Source organism: Ruegeria sp. AE3, from assembly GCF_056542225.1.
The window spans coordinates 500,745-525,311 of record NZ_JBQFZL010000001.1 but is presented as its reverse complement, the minus strand read 5'-3'; the positions used below and the strand labels follow the sequence as shown (position 1 = coordinate 525,311).

Annotated in this window: 22 protein-coding genes; 14 read left to right on the top strand and 8 right to left on the bottom strand. The window is 57.5% G+C overall.

Annotated features, from left to right (window positions below):
* The first annotated feature begins 13 nt into the window (after positions 1 to 13).
* Genes ACR0NZ_RS02600 through ACR0NZ_RS02590 form a run of 3 tightly spaced genes read left to right on the top strand, consistent with a single transcriptional unit; the run spans position 14 to position 3,105 of the window.
* Positions 14 to 376, top strand: a complete 363-nt coding sequence (locus ACR0NZ_RS02600) for a DUF3302 domain-containing protein (protein WP_480493356.1) — start codon at positions 14 to 16, stop codon at positions 374 to 376.
* 21 nt (positions 377 to 397) lie between these two features.
* A complete protein-coding gene (locus ACR0NZ_RS02595; RefSeq protein ID WP_480493357.1) occupies positions 398 to 1,543 on the top strand; it encodes an HlyD family secretion protein in 1,146 nt (381 codons plus the stop codon).
* An 11-nt stretch (positions 1,544 to 1,554) separates the two neighbouring features.
* Positions 1,555 to 3,105: an efflux transporter outer membrane subunit gene (locus ACR0NZ_RS02590; protein ID WP_480516742.1), complete on the top strand. Its 1,551-nt coding sequence runs from the start codon at positions 1,555 to 1,557 to the stop codon at positions 3,103 to 3,105.
* Positions 3,106 to 3,108: 3 nt separating this feature from the next.
* On the opposite strand, the gene mprF is transcribed toward ACR0NZ_RS02590, so the two are convergent.
* Together mprF and ACR0NZ_RS02580 are read right to left on the bottom strand one after the other, a co-directional pair.
* Positions 3,109 to 5,718 carry a bifunctional lysylphosphatidylglycerol flippase/synthetase MprF gene (mprF, locus tag ACR0NZ_RS02585; protein ID WP_480516740.1) on the bottom strand — a complete coding sequence of 870 codons (2,610 nt, stop codon included), beginning with the start codon at positions 5,716 to 5,718 and terminating at the stop codon, positions 3,109 to 3,111.
* A 113-nt stretch (positions 5,719 to 5,831) separates the two neighbouring features.
* The gene (locus tag ACR0NZ_RS02580; protein WP_480472343.1) at positions 5,832 to 6,260 is read right to left on the bottom strand and encodes an Lrp/AsnC family transcriptional regulator; all 429 of its coding nucleotides are present in this window, start codon (positions 6,258 to 6,260) and stop codon (positions 5,832 to 5,834) included.
* An 87-nt stretch (positions 6,261 to 6,347) separates the two neighbouring features.
* Here ACR0NZ_RS02580 and rocF point away from each other — a divergent pair, with 87 nt between their 5' ends.
* The 3 genes from rocF to ACR0NZ_RS02565 are packed head-to-tail and all read left to right on the top strand — an operon-like array spanning position 6,348 to position 9,238.
* Positions 6,348 to 7,268 carry an arginase gene (gene rocF, locus ACR0NZ_RS02575; protein WP_480516738.1) on the top strand — a complete coding sequence of 307 codons (921 nt, stop codon included), beginning with the start codon at positions 6,348 to 6,350 and terminating at the stop codon, positions 7,266 to 7,268.
* Positions 7,268 to 8,188 carry a citrulline utilization hydrolase CtlX gene (gene ctlX, locus ACR0NZ_RS02570; RefSeq protein WP_480516736.1) on the top strand — a complete coding sequence of 307 codons (921 nt, stop codon included), beginning with the start codon at positions 7,268 to 7,270 and terminating at the stop codon, positions 8,186 to 8,188. Before rocF ends, ctlX begins: the two co-directional genes overlap by 1 nt.
* A gap of 9 nt (positions 8,189 to 8,197) precedes the next feature.
* Entirely contained in the window at positions 8,198 to 9,238 is a 1,041-nt protein-coding gene (locus tag ACR0NZ_RS02565; RefSeq protein WP_480516734.1) for an ornithine cyclodeaminase, read from the top strand.
* A 139-nt stretch (positions 9,239 to 9,377) separates the two neighbouring features.
* Here ACR0NZ_RS02565 and ACR0NZ_RS02560 read toward each other — a convergent pair whose 3' ends face one another.
* Genes ACR0NZ_RS02560 through ACR0NZ_RS02550 form a run of 3 tightly spaced genes read right to left on the bottom strand, consistent with a single transcriptional unit; the run spans position 9,378 to position 12,487 of the window.
* A complete protein-coding gene (locus ACR0NZ_RS02560; RefSeq protein ID WP_480476702.1) occupies positions 9,378 to 10,781 on the bottom strand; it encodes a TRAP transporter large permease in 1,404 nt (467 codons plus the stop codon).
* A 3-nt stretch (positions 10,782 to 10,784) separates the two neighbouring features.
* Positions 10,785 to 11,414, bottom strand: coding sequence for a TRAP transporter small permease subunit (locus ACR0NZ_RS02555; protein ID WP_480472339.1), 630 nt, complete (start codon positions 11,412 to 11,414; stop codon positions 10,785 to 10,787).
* Between the two features lie 56 nt (positions 11,415 to 11,470).
* Entirely contained in the window at positions 11,471 to 12,487 is a 1,017-nt protein-coding gene (locus tag ACR0NZ_RS02550; protein WP_480517730.1) for a C4-dicarboxylate TRAP transporter substrate-binding protein, read from the bottom strand.
* Positions 12,488 to 12,917: 430 nt separating this feature from the next.
* Between ACR0NZ_RS02550 and acs the strand changes: the two genes are divergently transcribed.
* The 8 genes from acs (at position 12,918) to ACR0NZ_RS02510 (ending at position 22,322) form a co-directional block, all read left to right on the top strand.
* Positions 12,918 to 14,882, top strand: coding sequence for an acetate--CoA ligase (gene acs, locus ACR0NZ_RS02545; RefSeq protein ID WP_480493360.1), 1,965 nt, complete (start codon positions 12,918 to 12,920; stop codon positions 14,880 to 14,882).
* 7 nt (positions 14,883 to 14,889) lie between these two features.
* The gene (locus tag ACR0NZ_RS02540; RefSeq protein ID WP_480493362.1) at positions 14,890 to 15,573 is read left to right on the top strand and encodes an adenylate kinase; all 684 of its coding nucleotides are present in this window, start codon (positions 14,890 to 14,892) and stop codon (positions 15,571 to 15,573) included.
* Between the two features lie 180 nt (positions 15,574 to 15,753).
* On the top strand, positions 15,754 to 16,038 hold the full coding sequence (locus tag ACR0NZ_RS02535; protein ID WP_209504901.1) for a DUF4212 domain-containing protein: 285 nt from the start codon (positions 15,754 to 15,756) through the stop codon (positions 16,036 to 16,038).
* A gap of 15 nt (positions 16,039 to 16,053) precedes the next feature.
* Positions 16,054 to 17,838: a sodium:solute symporter family protein gene (locus tag ACR0NZ_RS02530; protein ID WP_480476698.1), complete on the top strand. Its 1,785-nt coding sequence runs from the start codon at positions 16,054 to 16,056 to the stop codon at positions 17,836 to 17,838.
* Positions 17,839 to 17,946: 108 nt separating this feature from the next.
* Positions 17,947 to 19,770: a DUF294 nucleotidyltransferase-like domain-containing protein gene (locus ACR0NZ_RS02525; protein WP_480516732.1), complete on the top strand. Its 1,824-nt coding sequence runs from the start codon at positions 17,947 to 17,949 to the stop codon at positions 19,768 to 19,770.
* Positions 19,771 to 19,797: 27 nt separating this feature from the next.
* Positions 19,798 to 20,316: a hypothetical protein gene (locus tag ACR0NZ_RS02520; protein WP_480516730.1), complete on the top strand. Its 519-nt coding sequence runs from the start codon at positions 19,798 to 19,800 to the stop codon at positions 20,314 to 20,316.
* Between the two features lie 2 nt (positions 20,317 to 20,318).
* Positions 20,319 to 21,731, top strand: a complete 1,413-nt coding sequence (locus tag ACR0NZ_RS02515; RefSeq protein WP_480516728.1) for a 3'-5' exonuclease — start codon at positions 20,319 to 20,321, stop codon at positions 21,729 to 21,731.
* A gap of 90 nt (positions 21,732 to 21,821) precedes the next feature.
* Entirely contained in the window at positions 21,822 to 22,322 is a 501-nt protein-coding gene (locus ACR0NZ_RS02510; protein WP_480476690.1) for a flavin reductase family protein, read from the top strand.
* Here ACR0NZ_RS02510 and ACR0NZ_RS02505 read toward each other — a convergent pair.
* Genes ACR0NZ_RS02505 through ACR0NZ_RS02495 form a run of 3 tightly spaced genes read right to left on the bottom strand, consistent with a single transcriptional unit; the run spans position 22,319 to position 24,551 of the window.
* Positions 22,319 to 22,798, bottom strand: coding sequence for a DUF6505 family protein (locus ACR0NZ_RS02505; RefSeq protein ID WP_480516726.1), 480 nt, complete (start codon positions 22,796 to 22,798; stop codon positions 22,319 to 22,321). The two genes, ACR0NZ_RS02510 and ACR0NZ_RS02505, sit on opposite strands and share 4 nt — an antisense overlap.
* Positions 22,795 to 23,493, bottom strand: coding sequence for a biotin/lipoate--protein ligase family protein (locus tag ACR0NZ_RS02500; RefSeq protein WP_480476686.1), 699 nt, complete (start codon positions 23,491 to 23,493; stop codon positions 22,795 to 22,797). The genes ACR0NZ_RS02505 and ACR0NZ_RS02500 overlap by 4 nt, the downstream gene beginning before the upstream one ends.
* Positions 23,490 to 24,551, bottom strand: a complete 1,062-nt coding sequence (locus ACR0NZ_RS02495) for an Mrp/NBP35 family ATP-binding protein (protein WP_480516724.1) — start codon at positions 24,549 to 24,551, stop codon at positions 23,490 to 23,492. The genes ACR0NZ_RS02500 and ACR0NZ_RS02495 overlap by 4 nt, the downstream gene beginning before the upstream one ends.
* Between the last annotated feature and the right edge of the window lie 16 nt (positions 24,552 to 24,567).

Here is a 24,567-nt window from a genome sequence, read left to right as displayed (position 1 = left end):
TGGAGGCACACGCATGGGACTACTGGGCCAGCCGCTGGGCTATTATGACTATCTGACATTGGCCGCGCTGATCCTGCTGCTTGCAGCAGTTATGGCGCTGTTCCTTTTCATTATGGGCCTTCCGGGGCGGATCGCGATCAAACGCAATCATCCCCACGCCGAAGCTGTAAAGATCATGGGATGGATGGGGTTCTTGGCTGTCGTGCCCTGGGTACACGCCTTCATGTGGGCTTTTCACGATGGCGTCACGGTCGATATTCGCCGCGGCCCGGACGAGGAAAAAGATGCCATTCGCGATGAAATCAAACGCTTGGGCGGCAAGGTCAAACCCGAATACCAGAATCGTCTGGACACAGACGACACACAACCCAGTTAAGACCGAAGGACCCTAATACCTATGTTCGTCGCCCTCGGCATCACTCTGTTCTACATCATTTTCGTCTGGCTCATTTTCTTCAAGCTGGAATGGCTGAAGTTTAACATTGCCTGGGGCATTGTTTCGTTCTGGGTGGGCGCACATCTGCTGCTGATCTTCCTTGTGGCGTTGCGCTTCTTTCAGCCGTTTTCGGCAGACAGCCACGTGGTGCGTTCGACCATACAGATCATCCCAAAGCTGACACAGCCGACGATCCTGTCCGAGGTTCTTGTTGAACCGAACACACCGGTCACAAAGGGCGATCCGCTTTATCGGTTCGACGATACGGTGTTTTCGCTGGCGGTCGATAATGCACAGGCCCAGTTGGTGGCGGCAGCGCAGAATGCCAAAATCCTTGAACAGGATGTTATCGCGTCGACCGAAGCTGTCGAACGGGCCAATGCACAACTGGCTTATGCGCAAACCCAACAGGCGCGGTATGAGAACCTTGTTCCCGCCGGAGGTGCCCGTCAGGACGACCTCGACCGTTGGAACGAACAGGTGACGGAAGATCAGGCCGCCGTTAAACAGGCCGAGGCGAACCTGGCCAAGGCTCAGCTGGCGCTGGAATCGCAGATTGACGGCGTGAACACCGGCATCCTTCAGGCGCAGGCGCAATTGGCCGAAGCCGAATATTTTCTGGAAAACACAACAATCTATGCGCCTGAAAATGGCATGATCGTCTCACAGCAGGCTCGCCCCGGATTGGTAGTCGGTGACGTCCGATTGGGTGCGATTGCCAGCTTTGTGACTGATGAAAGCCCTTATATCCTTGCCACGTTCCGCCAGCAGAACCTGAAATTTGTCGAGCCGGGGCAAGAGGTCGAAGTTGCACTTGATCTTTATCCCGGTGAAATCCTGACGGGCAAGGTCGAAGCGATCTGGTGGGCCACCCGGCAGGGGCAACTCATCCCGTCGGGCCGCCTGCCCGGTTTCGAGCTGCCCAAACTGCCCGGTCGGATTGCGGTCCAGATCACCGTCGATGTTCCGGAAGACCACATTTTCCCGGCAGGTGGTCATGCCGCAGTGGCGATCTATACAGGCCAAGGCAAAAGTTTTGAGTTTCTGAGGCGTATCAACATCCGTCTCTATTCCTTCGCCAACTTCATCCGACCTCTGGATATCTGAGGATGCGCGCCATGACACTCCGCAGGTTGTTGGGAACCGCCATTTGTGCCGCCACTCTCGCGGCCTGCACACCCGTTGGGCCGGATTTCGTGCGCCCCAACTCACCGGTCGTGAAACAGTGGATTGAGGTCAACAACCCCAGCGCCGGTCAAAGCGGGCTGACGTCGCGCAGTGCGCCTGTCGTGAAATGGTGGCAAACATTCAATGATCCTACCCTCAACAAACTGATTGCCGAGGCCTACGCCCAGAACCTGACACTTCAGGTCGCTGGCGCGCGGGTTTTGCAGGCCCGTGCACAACTGGGTATCGCCTTTGGCGAGCTTTACCCGCAGTCGCAGGCCATTGGCGGCTCGCTTGAACGGCGCCAGATCAGCGACAATCTGGGGCCGATTTCGGATGTCAATCGCGTCATCCCGCTGGATACCGAATTCTCGACCTCGCAAGTCGGCTTCGATGCCCAGTGGGAGTTGGACGTCTGGGGCGCGCAGCGGCGCGGCGTTCAGGCCGCGCGATCCAATCTGGCCCTGCAAGTGGCGAATTACGACGACGCGTTGGTGACGCTGACCGGGGATGTCGCCGCGCTTTACGTCAATATCCGGGCGTTGCAAGAGACGCTGGCAATTGCGCGTGAGAACATCAAATTGCAGCAGGATTCGGCAGACCTGACTCAGCTGCGGTTTAACAATGGCGTCACCACGGAACTGGACGTGCAGGAATCCACCGCCCTGCTGAACAACACTAAGGCGCTGGTACCCGAACTGGAAAGCGACTTGCAACAGACCAAGAACGCGCTTGCGGTGTTGTTGGGCACGACACCTTCACGCATGACCGGTCTGTTGGGCAATTCCAGCCACATTCCATCGGCCCGAGCAAATGTGGCAGTGGGCGTTCCCGCTGAATTGCTACGCCGCCGCCCGGATGTGCGCGCGGCTGAACTGGCGGCAGCCACGCAATCGGCACAAGTGGGCATCGCGATGGCGGACCTGTATCCCCAATTCATCCTGTCTGGCGCGATCGGGCTGCAGGCATCCGGCGGGCGCGATCTGTTCAGCGGTGGCAGCACAACCGGTCTGGCCAGTGCCGGTGTGGTCTGGAATGTGCTGAACTATGGCCGCATCAAGAACAATGTTCGCGCGCAGGACGCCGCTTATCAGGCGCTGATTGCGAATTATCAGAACACTGTGCTGACCGCTTATTCCGAAGTTGAAAGTGCCATGGTCGCTTATGCGCAGGCACGTAAGCAGGTTGGGTTCTATCAACAAAGTGTCGAGGCCTCACGCAAAGCTGCCGAAATCGCCGTCAGCCAGTATACAGACGGCATTGCCGATTATTCGCGCGTGCTGAACACCCAGACCGCGCTATTGCGGTCGCAGGCCAATCTGATCGAGGCACGGCAGCAGGTATCCAGCAATCTGGTGGCGGTTTACAAGGGCCTGGGCGGCGGATGGCAGATCCGGCAAAACCAGGAATTCCTGCCCGAAACCGTTCTGGCCGAGATGGCCTATCGCACGGACTGGGGCGATCTGCTGCAGAAAACCCCAACCCGCGCAAGCCTGAATTAAGTGCTACTTGGTTAACCCGCGCAATCCGCCCGAGATCAGGATATTGACCTCATACAGAATGCGGGGCGCGGCCAGCCCGCCGGGGCTGGCCAGATAATTCGGGCTCCATTCCGGATCGAACTTCTGCTTGAACGCGCGCAGGCCTTCAAAATGGTAGAATTGCTCGCCATGTTCGTAAACGAACCCACCGATGCGGTTCCAAAGCGAAGCAAGCTGACGGTTTTCGATCCCTGAAAACGGTGCGGCACCAAGTGAAAACCAGTGAAACCCCTGCTGCGCGCCCCAATCCATCATGTCGGCGAAAAGAGCGTCCATAAGGAAACTTGGGCTATCGGGTTCATAGCGCATAAGATCCAGCGACAGCTCCGACTTGTTCCCCCCTTGGAACAGATTGGCAAAGGCCATGATCTTGCCGGTGTTGCCATCACGCAGGATAGCATGATCGAAATAGGACAGGTATTCATCATCAAATCCCCCCAGCGCAAAGCCCTTTTCTGCACCGGCCTTTTGCGCAAGCCAGCGGTCTGAAATCCCACGCAAGTCTGACAACAGAGGCGCCAGTTCTTCCTTCGGAACAATCTCGAACACATATCCTTCGCGTTCAGCACGGTTCTTGGCTTGCCGGAACCGCTTGCGCGACTTTCCGTCCAGCGAGAAATCGTGCAAAGAAACCCGCGCAACCTCGCCAATTTTCAGGATCGACAGTCCAAGATCCAGAAAAGTTGGCAGATATTTGGTCGAGACACTGTAGAACGCGCAAAGTTTACCTTCGCGATCCGCCATTTCCCGAAGCTGCCAAATCAGTTGCTGCCCGGCACCCTCGTCACCAACCGGTTCTCCTTTCGAAATCAGCGCATTGCCTGTGTCGGCGTAGGCAATAAACGCGGTCTCATCCGGTGAGATCAGGAATTGCTTGTCACCGGTAAGCGAGATTTGGGATTCCGTATCCTCACTCTCCATCACTAGCCGCTCGACAACCTCTGGGATTTCAACCCGCTGTGGTGTCGGAATCTCACGCCCGAACAGAGAGTTCATGGCAACAATGCCCACGATCACGGCCACGACAAGGCTGGACCGCAAAAAGCGCGAGGCGTCACCGTTCCAAGCAAACTGCCACCACAGATCATTTTGGTATTCGACATGCGAATATGCAAACAGCCCGATCCAGAAAATCACCGCCAGCAGAACTACGACACTGATCAGCCATGGGATGTTCAACCGAAATATCGACGCGCCACTGACCCGGTAGAACGCACCGCGAAACATGGCCAGCAGACCAATCGTTCCCAGCATCGAAAGCGCTTCGTGGATGTCGAGCCCCTTTGCAAGCGAAGCAAAGAATCCCGCCCCCATCAACACCATCGCAACGACCCATGCCCTGTAGAGCTTGCGGAACAACCCGCGCGAGACCAGCAACAGCAATACGCCTACGACGCTGCCTGCAAGATGCGAAGCCTCGACAAATGACAGGGGCAGCAGATCTTTCAGCGTGCCGAGCTTTTGCGCCCCCGCTGGCAGCGCGCCCGACACCAGCAAGATCACCCCGGCCACTGCGGCAACCCCGGCCGCGACCATTGGAACCATGGGGCGGATCACACGATAGACCCAAACCGCGGCACCGCCGATCATGTGTCTTTGGGTCAAGACCGATGCAACGGCAATGGAAAGGCTGGCGACTGCAAATGGCAAAAAAGTGTAAACCACCCGGTAAAGCAGCAACGCAGCAATCACATCCGAACGACCCGACGCCCCCAGACCGGCAATCAATGTCGCCTCAAACACGCCGATCCCGCCCGGCGCATGGCTCAGGATTCCAACGGCAATGGCAGCGATATAGATGGTGAAGAAATACGGGTACCCGACCCCCAAATCATCCGGCATCAGTACGTAAAGCGCCATGGATGCGCCAAACAGGTCGCCGATGGCAGCCAACGTCAGCAGGCCCGCCAGTTTGCCTCCGGGCAAATCGAAACCGACACCTGCAACAGCCAACCGTCGGCCACCGCTGGACAGCCAAATGAACATCGCGACAAATGCAACCAGCAAGCACAATCCTATGGTGGTTTCGACCGTTTCGCTGACGGGCATCACCTTGGATATTCCATCCGGGTGCAGGGTCAGCAACAGGCCCAGAATCAGGATCAGACCCATCCAGAACGCCACCCATGAGGTTGCGATTACACCAGCCACCCGGCCAAGATCCAAGCCAAGCGACGCGTATATCCGATACCGGATTGCGGTTCCTGTGATGTAGGAAAATCCAAGGCAGTTCGACACTGCGTATCCACTGGCTCCGGCCATCCCCGCCACAGGTAACGGCACCTTGCCATCCGCCACGCTTTGTACCGCGAACACATCATAGAGCGACAGCGACAAAAAGCTGAACGCTGTCCAGCACATCGCAAAAAACATCAACTTCCATGATGTCGCCGAAATATCTGTCTGGACATCCGACCATTTCACATGGGCCAACAGATCGTGCAAAACCGAAAGGGCAATCCCGGTAATAACGACCGGTATCGCGATGCGCAGCCAGGGTTTCTCCAGTAGACCAGCAAGACGTTCGGCCCACTTTTCGGCCAAAGGTTCGTCACCATTATCAGATGTGGTCATGCCGCAAGCCTTCCGGAAATACTGAACCCTTAATCAGCAAGAGGCCTACCTAAGGGTAAGCCGCACCCTGTCTACTCACGAACTCTGGCACAATTCGCATTTATCTCAAAGCACTAGAGCCGCCCCTTGCGCGTTGACAGCAGCAGGTTCGTTTCCGAACGTGTAACGCCGTCGATCCTGCGAATATGAAACAGAACCTCGTCCAGCTCGGCCAGAGTTTCCGTACTGATTTCGGCAATCAAATCCCAACTGCCGTTGGTCGAATGGACCGCCGTGACCTGCCGCATAGCCCCGATCCGGGACATCACGCGCTCGGTACCGCGCCCCTCGATTTCTAGCATCATCAGCCCACGCACAGGGCTTTGTGCCAGATCCCGACGCGTCAACACAGTAAAACCGACGATCTCACCAGATTGCTTGAGCCGTTGCAAACGGCTGCGCACCGTAGTGCGGGTTACGCCCAGCGTTTCCGACAGCTCTGACAGGCTGGCGCGCGCGTCACGCTGCAATGCGCCCAGCAGACGACTATCCAATTCGTCCATATCACTTTCTCACTAAGGAGTTTCCTGAACCATTTTGAGCATTTTGCGCTCTTCACGCAAGACACAGTGACGGCCTAAATGGACCACATGGAACGCAATAACATCATTTTAGTCGGCGCGCCGATGGACGCCGGAAAACGGCGTCAGGGTTGCCGAATGGGTCCTGACGCATATCGCGTGGCCGGGCTGGATCAGGCCTTGACCGATCTTGGTCACTCCGTTTGCGATTGGGGCGACGTGCAACCTGAAGAAACCGGCTTGCCCGAACATCCGCACCTGTTCGCGCTGCCCGAATGCATCGGTTGGACGCAAGCGCTGAGCAAGGTCGCGCTAAAAGCGGCTGATCGGGGCATTCCGATTTTCATGGGCGGCGATCACGCGTTGTCCATGGGAACCGTGACCGGGATGGCCGCTTATGCTGCAAAGATTGACCGCCCGCTGTTCGTTCTGTGGCTGGATGCCCATAGTGACTTTCACACCCCCGACAGCACAGACAGCGGCAACCTGCATGGCACACCCGTCGCCTATTTTACAGGAAGGCCGGGGTTCGAGGCATTTCCTTCCTTACCTGCCATCGTGCCAACGGACCGCGTCGGCATGATCGGCCTACGCTCTGTCGACCCGGCAGAACGTTCGGCGCTGGAACAAAACCGGGCCATGCTGGCCGACATGCGCAGCATTGACGAACATGGGATCAAGGCCCCGTTGCTGGCGTTTCTGGACCGCGTCAAAGCTGAAAACGCCCTTCTCCACGTTTCGTTGGATGTTGATTTCCTGGACCCGGCCATCGCCCCTGCCGTCGGCACCACTGTTCCCGGCGGTGCGACCGAGCGCGAGGCTCATCTGGTCATGGAACTGCTGCATGAAAGCGGACTGGTCAGTTCGCTGGATCTTGTCGAACTGAACCCGTTTTTGGATGAACGTGGCCGCACTGCAAAACTTATGGTCGATCTGGCCGCCTCACTTATGGGCCGTCGCGTCTTTGACCGCCCCACCCGGAGTTTCTGATGCTATCGCTACAAGCACCGTCTGCAGCAGTAATGATCCGGCCACATGCCTTTGCCTCCAACCCGGAAACACGCGATGACAATGCGTTTCAAACGCTGAGTATCACGTCGGCCGCAGCCACGTCGGAAGCTGCGAGAGATGAACATGACCAGGCAGTTCAACGCCTGCGCGACACAGGAATCACTGTTCACGTTTTTGATGATTTTGGCGATCTCGACACACCCGACAGCGTTTTCCCAAACAATTGGTTTTCCACACATCCTGGTGGTCACATAGCAGTTTACCCGATGTTCGTGCCCTCTCGCCGACGCGAGCGGCGAACCGATGTCATCGAACTGCTCAAACATGAGTATCGCGTGCAGGATGTCATAGACTATTCCGGGCTGGAACAAGACAACCTTGCGCTGGAAGGGACAGGTGCGATGGTGTTGGACCACATTGCCCGCATCGCGTATACAGTCACGTCCAATCGCGCCGACCCGGTCTTGCTGGAGCGGTTCTGCACTCATTTCAACTATGAACCAATTGCCTTTCAGGCCCGCGACGCAAAAGGCAGGGACGTTTATCATACCAACGTATTGATGGGGATCGGCACTCATTACGCGTTAATCTGCCTCGACATGATATCGGACCCCGACCGTCGCTTGAACATTCGCAATCGGTTAGAGGAATCCGGTCGAACCGTGATTGATCTGACTCATGACCAAATCGCCGAATTTGCGGGGAATGCAATTGAGTTGAAGGGACGCGATGGATTGGTGCTGGCATTGTCGAGCCGAGCGTTAGGCGCCCTCACTCCTGATCAAATCAAAATAATCCAAGCCAGTGCAACGCCTTTGCCACTGTCCGTCCCAACAATCGAAACCGCTGGTGGGTCAGTACGCTGCATGATTGCAGGCGTCCACCTTGCCCGCCGATAGGAGAGTACGATGCAACCTTCTGACAAGGCACTCGTGCCTTTTGTGTCCGTCGACAACATGATGCGTTTGATCCACCACATTGGCGTCGAACAGATGATCGTTCAGATCGCCGATCAAATCGAATCCGATTTCAAACGGTGGGAAAGCTTTGACAAGACCCCGCGTATCCCGGCGCATTCTCCGCACGGTGTGATTGAACTGATGCCCACCTCGGATGGTGAGGCATATGGGTTCAAATACGTGAACGGTCATCCCAAAAACACCTCCGAGGGTCTGCAAACTGTGACCGCATTCGGATTGCTGGCGGATGTTTACACCGGATATCCCACACTGCTGACCGAAATGACGATGCTGACGGCGTTGCGCACGGCGGCAACGTCGGCTCTGGTCGGACGCTATCTTGCCCCGAAGAATGCCACAACCATGGCCATGATCGGCAATGGGGCGCAGTCCGAGTTCCAATGCCTCGCTTTCAAGGCAATGTGCGGGATCGACACTGTGCGGCTTTACGATACCGATCCCGGTGCAACAGCGAAATGCGCCGCAAACCTACAAGGCAAGGGCCTGACGGTCGTCCCATGCAAGACGCCGGAAGATTCTATTGAAGGCGCTCAGATCATCACCACCTGCACGGCAGACAAGAAAAACGCCACCATCCTCACCGACAACATGGTCGGTCCCGGCGTCCACATCAACGCCATCGGTGGCGATTGCCCCGGCAAGACAGAATTGCATCGCGACATCTTGCTGCGCTCAGACATTTTCGTCGAATATCCCGAGCAAACCCGGATCGAGGGCGAGATTCAGGCGCTGGATGCTGATCATCCCGTGACCGAGATGTGGCAGGTCATGACCGGTGCTGCCAAAGGGCGCACAGACAACCGCCAAATCACCCTGTTCGACAGCGTTGGCTTCGCGATTGAAGATTTCTCAGCCCTGCGTTATGTCAAGCAGGCGATCGAAAGCACCGCATTCTTTGAACCTCTGGACATGCTGGCAGACCCGGACGATCCGCGCGACCTGTTCGGAATGCTGATGCGGGCCGGTTAGGCGCACCTAAGGGGGCTCTGCCCCCGTCGCCCGTGCCGGGCGCCTCCCCCGGGATATTTATTAGCCAGATGAAGCAGGGGATCCGTTCTTCATCTGGCTTTAAATATCCCGGAGCGCGAGGTAGAGCCTCGCATCCTAGCTAACCCGCAAGCGATGGCAGGTAGAGTACAATACCAGGGAACGCCACAAGCATTGCTATGGTCAGGGCGTCGGCCACGAAAAACGGCGTCACACCCCTGAAGACATCCTGAACACTCAAATCCGGTCGCACCCCGGCGACGACAAAGCAGTTGAGTCCGATGGGCGGTGTGATCAGACAGAATTCGGCCATTTTGACTACCAGAATTCCGAACCAGATCGCGCACATCGGCCCAGACATGCCAAACGCACTGTCTGCAGCACTGACCATTTCGCCGCCGTTCAGCGCCATGACCGCCGGATAAACAACAGGTAAGGTCAAAAGCAGCATTCCAATCGCATCCATGAACATGCCCAACACGGCATAAGCCAGCAGAATGCAGATCAAGATCATCATGGGCGACATCTCGAGCCCGGTTATCCAGTCAGAAAAGGCGCCGGGAAGGTCTGCAAACCCTAGAAATCGAACATAGATCAGAACGCCCCAGATGATCGAAAAGATCATCGCGGTAAGCTTGGCCGTCTCCAGCAGCGCGGATTTGAACTCGCTCCACCGCATCCCGTGAAACAGCGCGAAGCAGAAGACAATGAAGGCGCCGATTGCGCCGCCTTCCGTCGGTGTGCCCCACGCTTTTTCACCAAACGGGTTATAGACAAAGCAGATGATGATCAGGATGACGGCGACAATAGGAATGGCTCCGGGAAGGGCCGAAAAGCGCTGTTTCCATGTAAAGCCTGTGACCGGAGGACCGACGGACTTAAAGATCACAGCGATCCCGACAATCAGCACGGCATAGATGATCGCTGAAAAAGCACCCGGAATGAACCCCGCCAGAAGTAGCTTCCCGACATCCTGCTCGACGATGATCGCGTAGATCACCAGTATGGCCGATGGTGGGATCAACGAGGCCAGCGTTCCTCCGGCGGCCACCACACCAGCAGCAAAGCGTTTGTTGTAGCCGACCTTTAGCATTTCCGGGATCGCGATGCGGGCAAAGACGGCAGAGGTGGCGACCGAGGCACCCGAAACCGCGGCGAAACCGGCGGTGGCAAAAACAGTTGAAACCGCCAACCCTCCAGGAACCCAGGCGACCCAGCGTTTGGCAGCTTCAAACAACGCCCGCGTGAGCCCTGCGTAATAGGCCAGATACCCGATCAGGATAAAGGTCGGGATCAGGCTGAGGGTGTGAGAGGCAACTTTGGAATGCGGCACTTGCCCGGCGGTTTTGACCGCAACTGTCAGCGCCTTTCCAAACCGCGCAGGATCATACCCAAACTTGGCCCAAAAAATCCAAACCAGCCCGATAAGCCCGGCCAAGCCCGCAGCGAAGGCCACGCGCATGCCGACCACGACAAAGACCAGAAGCCCGCCCGTAACCCAGAGGCCAATTTCAATCGTGTCCATAAATCAGTCCTGCCCTTCGAACTGTTCGGCCTCAGCCGCTGCTTGTGCTGCCGCGTCCTGTATCAACGGAACGGCCACCGGAGCTTCCAGTCCCAGCCATAATGCGCGGCCATAGCCCCAAGCCTGCAAAGCAAGCCGCAGGCACAGTACGGAAAACGCGATGGGGGCCAGTAGTTTGGCGGGCCACAATGGAATTCCGATATCAATGGAACTGTCGCGGCTCCACAATGGTGCGCCCAAGTCAAAGGAGCGGTCGAAGTGAGACCAACTGCCCCAAACCAGTGCAAGCATCAGAAGCAGGATCAAAACCACCGAGACCAGTTCGAACAGCCACAACCCCCTGCCGTGAAGGCGCGATAGAACGATGTCCATGCGGATGTGGCCGCCATCGCGCTGAACATATGAAATGCCCAGAAATGCGATCAGTGGCATCGCCTGTTCGATCCAGTCAACATATCCTGGCAATGGGGCATTCAGGGCATTGCGCCCACTGACCGAAATAACGGCCAGCACCATCAAGCCAAATACTGCGAAACCGCTGATGAGCGCCAGAAAACGCTCCAGTTTCAATAACTTCTGATCCAGCTGGCTCAGACGGCTTCCGTCCACCAGCACTGTGGCCTGTCCTGCCATTCCGGTGTTCCCCAATATTCGTGTACCGGGTGCCCGTTGGGCACCCGTGTTCAGGATCAGTTGCCGCCGCGCTGTTGGGTCAGCGTCGCCTGAACGAGATCATAAAGATCCTGCGCTGGCAGTCCCTGTTCCGTCATTTCCGCGATCCACTTCTCACGGATCGGGTCGGCTGCCTTGGTGCGGAATTCTGCGATCACGGCATCATCGATCATGACTTTCTGGACACCCTTTTCTTGCAGAACACTGTCCCATTGCTCGAGCAATCCGTCGTAATTTGTCAGGTAATGGTCAATCGCCTCATCAATCGAGCTGTCCAGCGCCTCGCGATGCGCGGCTGGCAGGGCCTCATAGGCGTCAATGTTGACCACGACTGGGCAGTTTACCGTTCCTGGGTTCAGGTTTGCCGTCCACCAGTCGGCTTCGTTGATCGTCCCGAAAGACAGATGTGCGTGCTGGGCAAAGGCCACGGTGTCGACGACACCTGATTCCATGGCATTGAACGCTTCGGTTGCAGGGACCGATGTCGGAACACCTCCGACCGCCTCAAAGGCTTGCCCCAAACCGCCAGTTGCACGGACCCGCATTCCGTCAAAATCGGCCAGTTCATCGCGTGGCTCGCCGGTACCGACCAAGTTATACTGCGGCATCGGCGAGGTCATGATGATGCGGGCGTTCCATTGGGCCATCTCATCTTTGACTGCGGGATGGTCATATACCGCATGGCTTATCGCCACCTCCTCCTGCAGGTTGTTCACGCCAAGGAAGGGCAGCTCCAGAACAGTAATCGCGCGGTTTTTGTCGCGGTGGTAGCCTGCGCAGAACTGAGCCATCTCGAAGGCGCCGATTTCAATACCGTCCAAGTTCTCGCGCGGCTTGGATAGTCCGCCATAGCTGACATTGATGGTGAATTCACCGCCGGTTTTTTCGCTGACAAGCTCGGCCAGTTTTTCAACATGCTCGGTGAAGGCACGACGTTTGCCCCAGACTGATGCGTTCCATTCAGTTGCAAAGGCTTCACCGACAAAAGCAAAGCTCAGGGCGGCGACGGCCGCGCCGCTCAACATCTTTTTCATCATTTGATCTCCCATTGCTGCGCCTCCTCCCGAGGCGCTTGAGGATCAAGCTAGCGCCAACATTCTACTGTGCCAACCCTGCCTTGGCTTTCCGCTGGTATCAGAAGAAGTTCCCGCTTGGATTGCGCATGCAGGAAAACCAGGTGTTCGTGGACTGACCCCCGCTTGTGTCAAGCAATGCAAGCAGGACATGTGTTACACCTATCCATTTACTTTAAAAAGATTTTCACAAAATTTACGCATTTTCTTTACTAGATGTGGCCGTGGTTAGAAATTTCTTTACAAATAAATTCAGGGATTCCGGCAATTTATTTATTTATTTTCAGAACTCGGTAATATTCGACCTTGGGGAGGAACGGGATCGACATTGCCGGACCAAGTGGCAAAAAATGTCCCAACGTAATCCAGTCCAGAGGGAGGAGCCTCAAAAATGACCACCGCTGCCCAGGCAGATGCCAAGACCTATCCGCCATCCGCAGAAACCGTCGCCCGTGCGCATGTTGATGCCGAAAAATATGCCGGCATGTACGCCGCTTCGATCAGTGACCCCGACGCATTCTGGGGCGAGCAAGGCAAGCGCGTCGACTGGATCAAACCCTTCACCCAGGTCAAAGACGTTAACTACGATTTCGGTTCGGTTAAAATAAACTGGTATGCCGATGGCACCTTGAATGTCTCGGCCAACTGTTTGGATCGCCACCTGAAAACCCGCGGTGATCAAACGGCAATCATCTGGGAACCGGACGATCCAAATGATCCGGCTCAGCATATCTCTTACGCAGAACTGCACCGCCGCACCTGCCGCATGGCCAACATCCTTGAATCTATGGGTGTGCGCAAAGGCGACCGCGTCGTCATTTATCTGCCTATGATCCCCGAGGCCGCTTATGCCATGCTGGCCTGCGCGCGGATCGGCGCAATCCACTCTATTGTTTTTGCAGGCTTCTCGCCGGACGCTCTGGCAGCCCGGATCAACGGCTGTGACGCCAAGGTTGTCATCACCGCGGACGAGGCTCCGCGCGGTGGTCGTAAGACGCCGCTGAAATCCAATGCTGACGCGGCACTGCTACACTGCAAGGATACGGTCAAGTGCCTTGTCGTCAAACGCACCGGTGGCCAGACCACCTGGATTGACGGTCGTGACTTTGACTACAACGAAATGGCCCTTGAGGCGGACGACTACTGCGCACCAGCCGAAATGAGCGCCGAAGATCCGCTGTTCATCCTCTACACCTCCGGCTCGACAGGTCAGCCAAAAGGCGTTGTTCACACAACCGGCGGCTATCTTGTTTACGCCGCAATGACGCATGAGATCACCTTCGATTACCACGAAGGCGACGTGTACTGGTGTACGGCGGATGTGGGTTGGGTGACCGGCCACAGCTATATTGTCTATGGCCCGCTGGCCAATGGTGCGACAACGCTGATGTTCGAAGGCGTTCCAACCTTCCCCGACGCGTCGCGTTTCTGGCAGGTCTGCGAAAAACACAAGGTGAACCAGTTTTACACCGCGCCCACAGCGATCCGCGCCCTGATGGGTCAGGGCAAAGAGTTTGTCGAGAAATGCGACCTCAGCGATCTGCGCACTCTGGGAACCGTGGGTGAACCGATCAACCCCGAAGCCTGGAATTGGTACAACGAAGTCGTCGGCAAGGGCAAATGTCCCATCGTGGATACATGGTGGCAAACTGAAACCGGCGGTCACCTGATGACCCCCCTGCCCGGCGCCCATGCAATGAAGCCCGGATCGGCAATGAAACCGTTCTTTGGCATCGAACCGGTGGTGTTGGACCCTCAGTCCGGCGTTGAGATCGAAGGTAATGGTGTCGAGGGTGTGCTCTGCATCAAAGACAGCTGGCCCGGCCAGATGCGCACTGTCTGGGGCGATCATGAGCGGTTCGAAAAGACCTATTTTTCGGATTACAAAGGCTACTACTTCACTGGTGATGGCTGTCGTCGCGATGAAGATGGCGACTACTGGATCACCGGCCGCGTGGACGATGTGATCAACGTGTCTGGCCACCGCATGGGAACGGCCGAGGTGGAAAGCGCTCTGGTTGCACACGCCGCCGTAGCAGAAGCTGCGGTTGTTGGGTATCCCCATGAAATCAAGGGGCAAGGCATCTATTGCTATGTCACTTTGATGAATGACCGTGAACCAAGCGAAGAGCTCCGTAAGGAGTTGCGCACCTGGGTCCGGACCGAAATCGGACCGATTGCCAGCCCCGATGTGATCCAATGGGCCCCGGGCCTGCCCAAAACACGTTCCGGTAAGATCATGCGCCGCATCCTGCGCAAGATCGCCGAAAATGATTTTGGTTCGCTGGGTGACACCTCGACACTGGCCGATCCGTCGGTGGTCGAAGACCTGATCGAAAACCGCGCAAGCAAGTGAGGATGTGATGGACGCCGCCACGATCACCACTCCCGCAGTACTCATCCTTCTCGGCCCTCCGGGCGCCGGGAAGGGCACGCAGGCCCGGATGCTGGAAGAGAAATTCGGGCTTGTTCAACTCAGCACGGGTGACCTGCTGCGCGAAGCCGTTGCAGCAGGCACGGACGCAGGCAAAGCCGCCAAAGCCGTGATGGAAGCCGGTGATCTGGTCAGTGACGAGATCGTCATTGCGATCCTGCGCGACCGTATGGCGCAATCAGATTGCGCCAAGGGCGTCATTCTGGATGGGTTCCCCCGCACAACGGTTCAGGCAGAGGCGCTGGATGGTCTGCTGGCGTCCAATGACCAGAAGATCAACGCAGCAATCAGCCTGGAAGTGGAAGATGCCGAAATGGTGATCCGCATTTCGGGCCGCTACACCTGCGCGGGCTGCGGCGAAGGGTACCACGACCAGTTCAAGAAGCCAGCCGAAGACGGAAAGTGCGACAAGTGCGGCAGCACCGAATTCAAGCGCCGCGCGGATGACAACGCTGAAACCGTGGCTTCGCGCCTGGCGGCTTATCATGCACAGACCGCGCCGCTGATCACCTATTACGACGGTCACGGTGTTTTGAAACGCATCAATGCCATGGGCAGGATCGAAGATATCGCTGGCGATCTCGAAGGGATCGTGAGCGACACCATGAGTTAAGGGGAGGAGATAAGCCACAAGGCTTTGATCCTAAAAAGAATACTTCAAAAGACCGCTTTGGCGGACTGGTGAAGTTTTACCTGGCACCATACGGTGTTGGGCATTGTCGAGAAGCGGACCGACGCACTGGAGGAGTTGAGCACCGGGCCGCCAAACGAGGAAGCGAAGGAGGAACCCGCAATGGCGGATCAATCTACAAACTCCGCGCAGGCAGCCGAAGCCGACAAGGGCTATTGGCAGGCCAACCTGCGCCTCATCTACATCAGCCTCGTGATCTGGGCGCTGGTGTCATTTGGATTCGGCATCCTGCTGCGTCCGCTGCTGTCGGGCATCGCCGTCGGTGGTACTGATCTGGGCTTTTGGTTCGCTCAGCAAGGATCGATCCTGGTCTTTCTGGTGCTGATCTTCAACTACGCCTGGCGCATGAACAAGCTAGACGCCGAACACGGCGTGGATGAAGAGTAAGGGAGAGCGGGGATAATGGATCAGTTTACCATCAACCTGCTGTTTGTCGGCGCATCCTTCGCGCTGTACATCGGCATTGCGATTTGGGCCCGCGCGGGTTCCACATCAGAGTTCTACGCCGCCGGTCGCGGCGTACACCCGGTCACCAACGGTATGGCAACAGCGGCGGACTGGATGTCTGCGGCCTCGTTCATCTCGATGGCGGGCCTGATTGCCTTTACCGGCTATGACAACTCGACCTTCCTGATGGGGTGGACGGGTGGCTACGTGCTGTTGGCCCTGCTGCTTGCGCCGTACCTGCGCAAATTCGGCAAGTTCACCGTATCGGAATTCATCGGCGACCGTTTCTACAGCCAGACAGCGCGCATCGTTGCGGTGATCTGTCTGATTGTCGCATCGGTGACCTACGTTATCGGTCAGATGACCGGTGTTGGGGTTGCCTTTGGCCGCTTCTTGGAAGTGTCGAACACCACCGGGCTGTTGATCGGTGCAGGCGTTGTGTTTGCCTACGCGGTGTTCGGAGGGATGAAGGGCGTGACCTATACACAGGTCGCTCAGTACTGCGTGCTGATCACCGCCTACACCATCCCTGCCATCTTTATCTCGCTACAGCTGACCGGCACTCCGATTCCGGCGCTGGGTCTGTTTGGCGACACTGCAAGCGGTGTACCGCTACTGACCAAACTGGACGGCATCGTAACAGAGCTGGGCTTCAACGAATACACGGCCCATCACTCCAACACGCTGAATATGGTGCTGTTCACCCTGTCGCTGATGATCGGTACCGCCGGTCTGCCGCACGTTATCATGCGCTTCTTCACCGTCCCCAAAGTGTCTGACGCACGTTGGTCGGCTGGCTGGGCGTTGGTCTTCATCGCGCTGCTGTATCTGACCGCTCCGGCTGTTGGCGCAATGGCCCGTCTGAACATCACCGACATGATGTGGCCCAATGGTGGCATCGAAGGTGGTGCCGTTACAGTCGAACAGATCGACAATGATGCACGGTACGACTGGATGGCCACATGGCAGAAAACCGGCCTGCTGGATTGGGAGGACAAGAACGGCGACGGCAAGATTCAGTACTACAATGACAAATCTGAATCGATGCAGGCGATTGCGGAACAAAAAGGCTGGGTCGGTAACGAGCTGACCAAGTTCAACCGCGATATCCTGGTTCTGGCCAACCCCGAGATTGCCAACCTGCCCGGTTGGGTAATCGGTCTGGTCGCTGCCGGTGGTCTTGCGGCTGCTCTGTCGACTGCTGCGGGCTTGCTGCTGGCGATTTCGTCGGCCGTGTCCCACGACCTGATCAAGGGCGCAATCAACCCGCAGATTTCGGAAAAAGGCGAGCTTCTGTCGGCACGGATTGCGATGGCTGTGGCGATTGCTGTAGCGACCTGGTTGGGTCTGAATCCTCCGGGCTTTGCAGCACAGACTGTTGCTCTGGCCTTTGGTCTGGCGGCAGCCTCGATCTTCCCGGCACTGATGATGGGGATCTTCTCGACCCGCATCAACAACACCGGTGCTGTTGCAGGTATGCTGGCAGGTCTGGTCGTTACCCTGGTCTACATCTTCCTGCACAAGGGTTGGATGTTTATTCCGGACACCAACTCGTTCACCGATGCCGATCCGTTGTTGGGTCCGATCCAGTCGACCTCGTTCGGCGCTGTCGGTGCCATGGTCAACTTTGCTGTCGCCTATGTTGTGGCTGGCATGACAAAGGAAACTCCGCCGGAGATCAAGGAACTGGTCGAAAGCGTTCGCATTCCCCGTGGTGCGGGTGCAGCTCAGAACAAGTGAGCATGATGCGGTCGTTGGCTCTTGCCTTCGACCGCGTCTTTCGATCCACTACTCCCGCCCGGCATACCACTGGGCGGGATTTTTTCACCAGAACACCGGAGACATCAGATGCCCCTGTCCCACGATGAAATCGCCCGGTTTCTGAAATCCGTTCATCCCTATGACGCGTTACCGGCTGAAGCCCTGGATCAGATCGTAAAACAGATCGAGGTCTGGGAAGTAGAGGAAGACACCTCGGTCTATGAACTGGGTCATGCGCTTCCCGGCGTATTCGTGATCTATGAAGGACAGGTTGAAATCACCGATGAGAATGGTGCAGTTGTCTCTCAACTAGGCTTGCGCAATTCTTTTGGAGAGCGCGGACTGCTGAAAGACGGCAAGGCAGCCACCAAGGCGCGTGCGCACACTCCGTCGGTCCTGATTGTTTTGCCACCGGATCTGGTGCGCGAGTTGATCGACGGTCACGATGTGGTCGCCAAGTTCTTCAACCGCACACGCGGCGACAGAAGCGGCCCGCAAAGCCTTGCGACCAGTTCCATTGATATTCTGATGGCACATAACCCGGCTACCTGCCCCGCGGATACGCCTGTTCAGAAAGCGGCGCAGATCATGCGCGACAAACACATCTCGTCACTATGCATCACAGACGGCGACACGTTGCAGGGCATCGCGACGCTCCGGGATATCTCAGGCAAATATGTTGCGGACGGCCTGCCTCCGTCCACACCGGTTTCCGAGATCATGACCGCGAACCCCGTCACCCTGTCACCCGGTGACATCGGCTCAGACGTGTTGCACATCATGATGGAACGCGGCATCGGCCACGTCCCGATTTCAGAGGGCGGTCGGCTGGTCGGTATCGTCACACAAACCGACCTGACACATTACCAGGCCGTGAACTCGGCCGAACTGGTGCGACGCATCGCCCAGGCAAATACCGCCGAAGATATGGCGCGGGTAACGGCGGAAATCCCACAGCTGCTGGTACAACTGGTTGCAGGAGGGAACCGGCACGAAATCGTCACGCGCCTGATCACCGACGTTGCTGACACGGTTACCCGGCGCCTTCTGGCCCTTGCTGAACAGAAACTGGGCACGCCCCCTGTGCCGTATCTGTGGCTGGCATGCGGCTCGCAAGGGCGGCAGGAGCAGACAGGCGTGTCGGATCAGGACAACTGCCTGATGCTGGATGACAGCGTGACCGATGCGGATATGGAATACTTTGCAATGCTGGCCGGGTTCGTGTCGGACGGGCTGGATACCTGTGGCTATTTCTATTGTCCCGGCGACATGATGGCGACCAATCCGCGCTGGTGTCAGCCGGTGCGTGTCTGGCGCGACTATTTCAAGGGATGGATCGCCAAACCGAACCCCGAAGCGCAGATGCTGGCCTCGGTCATGTTTGACTTGCGTCCGATTGGCGGCGCGTTCGACCTGTTCGCCGACCTGCAGGCCGACACATTGGCGGCGGCAAGGTCCAATTCGATCTTCGTCGCACATATGATCTCGAACTCGTTGAAACACACGCCGCCGCTGGGATTGCTGCGTGGTTTTGCGACCATCCGGTCGGGCGAGCACCGCAACACGCTGGATATGAAACACAATGGTGTTGTTCCGGTCGTGGATCTGGCGCGAATCTACGCCCTGCAAGGCGAACTGCCCGAGGCCAATACGCGCGCCCGTCTGAAGGCTGGCGAGGCCAATGGCGTTCTCAGCGCGTCGGGCGCACGCGATTTGCTGGACGCCTATGATCTGATCGCCGAAACCCGGCTTGAACATCAGGTCCAGCTGGTCAAATCGGGCAAGAAACCAGACAATTATCTGCCACCATCCGATCTTTCGGACTTTGAGCGAAGTCATCTTCGTGACGCCTTCGTTGTGGTAAAAACGATGCAATCAGCGGTCGGCCACGGCAAGGGAATGCTGGGCTGACATGCATCTGAAGAACGGAGAGACACGATGTTTCTGGAATTGATCGGCACTGTTTTTGCGGGCTTCGCTTTTGCGGGTATCGTTCTTGTGCTGAACAAGCTGACCGGAGGGCGGTTGCCGAAATGGGTTACTCCGGTCGCGGCGGGTTTGGGGATGATCGCTGTGACCATATCCAGCGAGTATTCCTGGTACGACCGTACGCGCGAACAACTTCCCGAGGAAATGGCAATCGTGCAAGAGGTTGAAAGCCGCGCCCTCTACCGCCCGTGGACCTATGCCGTGCCCTTCGTCGACCGCTTTGCCGCTATTGACACCGTGTCGGTGCGAACAAACGAAAACGTTCCCGACCAACGACTTGTCGATCTTTATTTCTTCGGTCGCTGGGCTCCGGTTTCAAAACTGCCCGTGGCCGTAAACTGTGCCGAGAATCGTCGCGCCAACCTTGCGGACGGTGCTGAGTTTTCCGATGACGGACGTCTGCTGAATGCAGACTGGATATCTGCCGGGCCTGCCGACCCCATCATCGACGCCACCTGCGGGGTTTGACAATGCTCACAGGGTTAAGCCTGCGGCTCAGGATATTTCTGTTTTTCTGCCTGCTCGCGCTCGGCGGGATATCAATCAGTTCCGCCGCCCTGTGGATCACCTATGCCCGGGCCGCACAACCTGACCTGTTTGATGACTTCATCTTTGCCGAGGTTCTGATCGGGTTTGGATTGCTGGCTTTGATCGCCGGTGTCTGGCTGTTGTTTGACGACAATGTCGCCAAGCCGATCGAACGGCTTTCAGCGCAACTGCGGGCCCGCGCTCATGCCGGTGTCAGCACGGACCTGGACATGCAGGCCGCGCGGTATTTGGGAGATCTGGCCCCTGCTGCAGCTGGCCTGGCCGAGCAACTTGCCGCAAATGCCATGCACACAGCCGAGGCGGTGGCTGCTGAAACCGCTCATCTGGCGGCGGAAAAACAGCGCCTTACTGCCCTTCTGACCGAGATCCCGGTCGCCATGTTGCTGGCCAGTCCAAAACACCAGATCGTTTTGTATGACGGTCAGGCGGCCGAGGTGCTGGCCCAGATCGCGCATCCCCGCCTGAACGCCTCGCTCTTCGAATACATCGAATCGACGGGGTTGACGGACGCGTATGGAAAGTTGTGCAAATCAGGTAAGGATGTTTTCTGCACCCTGACCAGCGTGGACGGCCGACAAACCTATTCGGCCCGAATGAAGCCATTGGGTGACGCACCCGGTTACATGCTGGTGTTCGAAGACAGCGTTGCCCGTATGTCGCCAGATGAGGCCCGCCCGCTGGTCTATGATTTCGAATTGCTGGACACGCCGGGTGACGGCGCGTTCGAAAACCGCTCTTTGCTGGATCTGTGTTTTGTGGTCTTTGACACGGAAACAACCGGTTTGCTGCCGCACAAGGATGAGATCGTTCAGATCGGCGCGGTCCGCGTTGTGAAAGGCAAGATCGTCGCGGGCGAGCATCTGGACATGCTTGTAGATCCGGGCATTCCGATCCCTGCTGCCTCGACCCGCGTGCACAAGATCAGTGATCGCATGGTTCAGGGCGCACCGGATATTGTCAAAGCCGGGCGTGTGTTTCACCAATTCTCACGCGATGCGGTGATCGTAGCCCATAACGCCCCGTTCGACATGGCGTTCCTTCGCCGCCATGCCAAGCGTATGGAAGTCGAATGGGATCATCCGATACTCGACACTGTGCTGTTGTCGGCTGTTTTGTTCGGCGCGAGCGATACACATACACTGGACGCGCTGTGTGAACGGCTAGACATCACTATCCCCGAGGCGCTGCGTCATACGGCATTGGGCGACGCGGTGGCAACAGCCGAGGCGCTGGTCAAGATGCTGCCCATCCTGCAAGCGCGCGGGCTGAACACCTTTGGCGAAGTCATCGTCCAGACCCGCAAACACGGACGTCTTCTGGAAGACCTGAATTAACTCCGAAAATTGCAATAGCCGTTCAGCTTTTCGTGGACAATCCGGGCCACGCATGGCACCTGATGCGCGGCCAAGGAACACGCGCGCGATATGACGGAAAAGATTTTCACACCAACACCGGATCAAAGCCACGCCTTTCGTGAGGCTCTGGGATGTTTCGGAACGGGTGTCACCGTGATCACTGCGCAAACCGAAGACGGCCCACGTGCAATCACCGTAAACTCGTTTGCGTCGGTGTCCCTGGACCCGCCGCTGGTGCTGTGGTGCCTGGCCAGAGAGTCAAACCGCTTCGATACGTTCAGCACCTGCACGCATTACTCGATCCACGTCATGGCTCAGGATCAACAGGATCAGGCGCTAAGATTTGCACGCGACGGTGTGGATTTCACCCATGCCGAGTGGACGACAGACGAGGCTGATCGCCCGCAGCTGGCCAATTGTCTGGCTCGGTTTGACTGCCGTTTGCACGCCCGGCACGAGGCCGGAGATCATCTGATCATTGTCGGTCATGTGGATCAGGTCATGTACCGCACTGGCAAGGGTCTGATCTTCAAGCGCGGTCAGTTCGGCGGGTTTGTCGACCCTTTCTAGTCGTCCAGCGCCCCATGCACCGTCAGCACCTCTAGCTGTGCGTCTTGCGGAGTGATCACACGAAAGGCTTCGTGCACTCCTGTCTCAGACAATTCTCTGGCGACGGTCAGCAGCGTGTTGGCGGCATGGTCTTCACACAGATCTGACATGTGATCAATCTCAGCCTGTGCCACGCCTAATGCGGCTTCGACCGAGGGCGCTCCATAATACTGCACGAAATGTTCTGCCAAATTGCGGGTGACCTGATCCCTTTCAGCGGCTTCGATCTGGGTTACCGCCACAAATGTCACCCGGCCAAAGGTTTCCAGCCCCAGCCAGCCATTCGCAAAAGCCTGACGCGCCTTACCTTCCAGATCCGCGCCGCTCCAGTTCGAAAACTCGAACCCGCCCGAAACGCACCATTCGCCCGTACGTGCCGGAGAATGAAACACGTTCATGTCGCTTTCATCGAAATGGATGGCGCGGGCCAGTTTCATCGTCCGTTCTCCAATAATTCCGTCAACGGGCGCAAACGGGTGTTGACCCCGTCGCGGATCAGCATTCCGAACCGCTCATCCGCTCCAAGGAATACACCGCCATCGACCCGTGGCTCACCTACCCCACGCAGCAGGCCCATCCATTCGGCATGCAGCGGCGCGTTGCCATCCTCCTGCCAGCGGTTGAGCCAGGTCAGCATATGGCGTGACCAGCTTTCGACCAGTTGCGTGGCCGACACCTCGGCGCAGCCTTCATCATAAAGGGCTGTGACATCCGGTGTCTCGCCGGGCGCGGTGCTGGTTTGCATCAATGCGAGCTCCCAGCCGACAATCAGCCAATCCGGTTCTTCTTCCGCGTTTTCCCCGGATGCCGAAACGCGGAACACACCGCATTTCGCGCCATTCACACAGATCACACCGTCCCATTCCAGATGCACCGCCACTTCAGGCGGGGCCAGAGCGCCCAGCGCATTCTGAAACCCGACAGCACAAAGCGGCAGCATCGCCATCGCGTCCCGCAGTGGCACCTCGGGCGCAAATACGATCGCGACACGCAGGTAATCGGCCTGAATGTTATAAACAACCGCCCCCGCATCGCAGCCCAAAGCCGCCATAGCCTGGGCCCGTTCAAACGGGTCTTCCCCACCCTGAACCGGGTGACCCGTCAACAAAGGGGGAAAGACCGGTTGGCTCATGCGGTGCCTTTGGTGATCATGTCGCGGGCGATCTTGCGGAAAGCCTCGGCCTGAGGACTGTCTGGCTTGCTGACCACAATTGGCGCGCCCCCGTCTGCGGCTACACGAATGTCCAGATGCAACGGGATTTCACCCAGCAGCGGCACGCCCGTCGCCTCGGCCTCAGACTTGACACCACCATGACCGAAAACATGTTCTTCGTGCCCACAGTTCGAACAGATATGCGTGGACATGTTTTCGATCATCCCAACAATAGGTGTCTTGAGCTGATTGAACATGTCGATCCCCTTGCGGGCATCAATCAGCGCCACGTCCTGCGGCGTCGAGACGACAATAGCGCCGTCCACCTTGAATTTCTGGCTTAGCGTCAGTTGCACGTCACCGGTGCCGGGCGGCAGGTCGACGATCAGCACGTCCAGGGCACCCCATTGCACCTGGCTCATCATCTGTTGCAGCGCCCCCATCAGCATCGGCCCGCGCCAGACAACCGCCTGCCCTTCGTTGGTCATCAACCCCATCGACATCATGGTGACGCCGTGGTTGCGCAGCGGTAGGATCGTCTTGCCATCGGGGCTGGCCGGGCGGCCCGAGACGCCTAACATCCGAGGCTGCGACGGCCCGTAAACATCCGCGTCCAGCAGACCCACGCGCCGCCCTTCTGCGGCCAGTGCACAGGCCAGATTGGCCGACACGGTGGATTTGCCCACCCCCCCCTTGCCAGAAGCAACCGCGAGGATCCGGTCAACACCGGGAACGGCCTGCGGTCCAGTTTGGGATGGTTTGGGTTTCGGCTTCAAATCCGGCGGCGCCTTATCGGAATGCGCAGTCATCAGGGCCGATACATTTGCAACGCCCTCAACCATCTGCGCAGCCTTCTCAGCTGTTGCGCGCACAGGTTCCATCTTGTCGGCATGCTTCGGATCAATCTCAAGAACAAAGCGAACCGTGTCGCCCTCAACATTCAGCGCGCGCACGATGCCCGCGCTGACAATGTCCTGACCCGAAACCGGATCGGTGATCTTTTTCAGTTTCGCCAGAACCGCGTCACGAACACTCATGCTGTTCTCTCCTTGG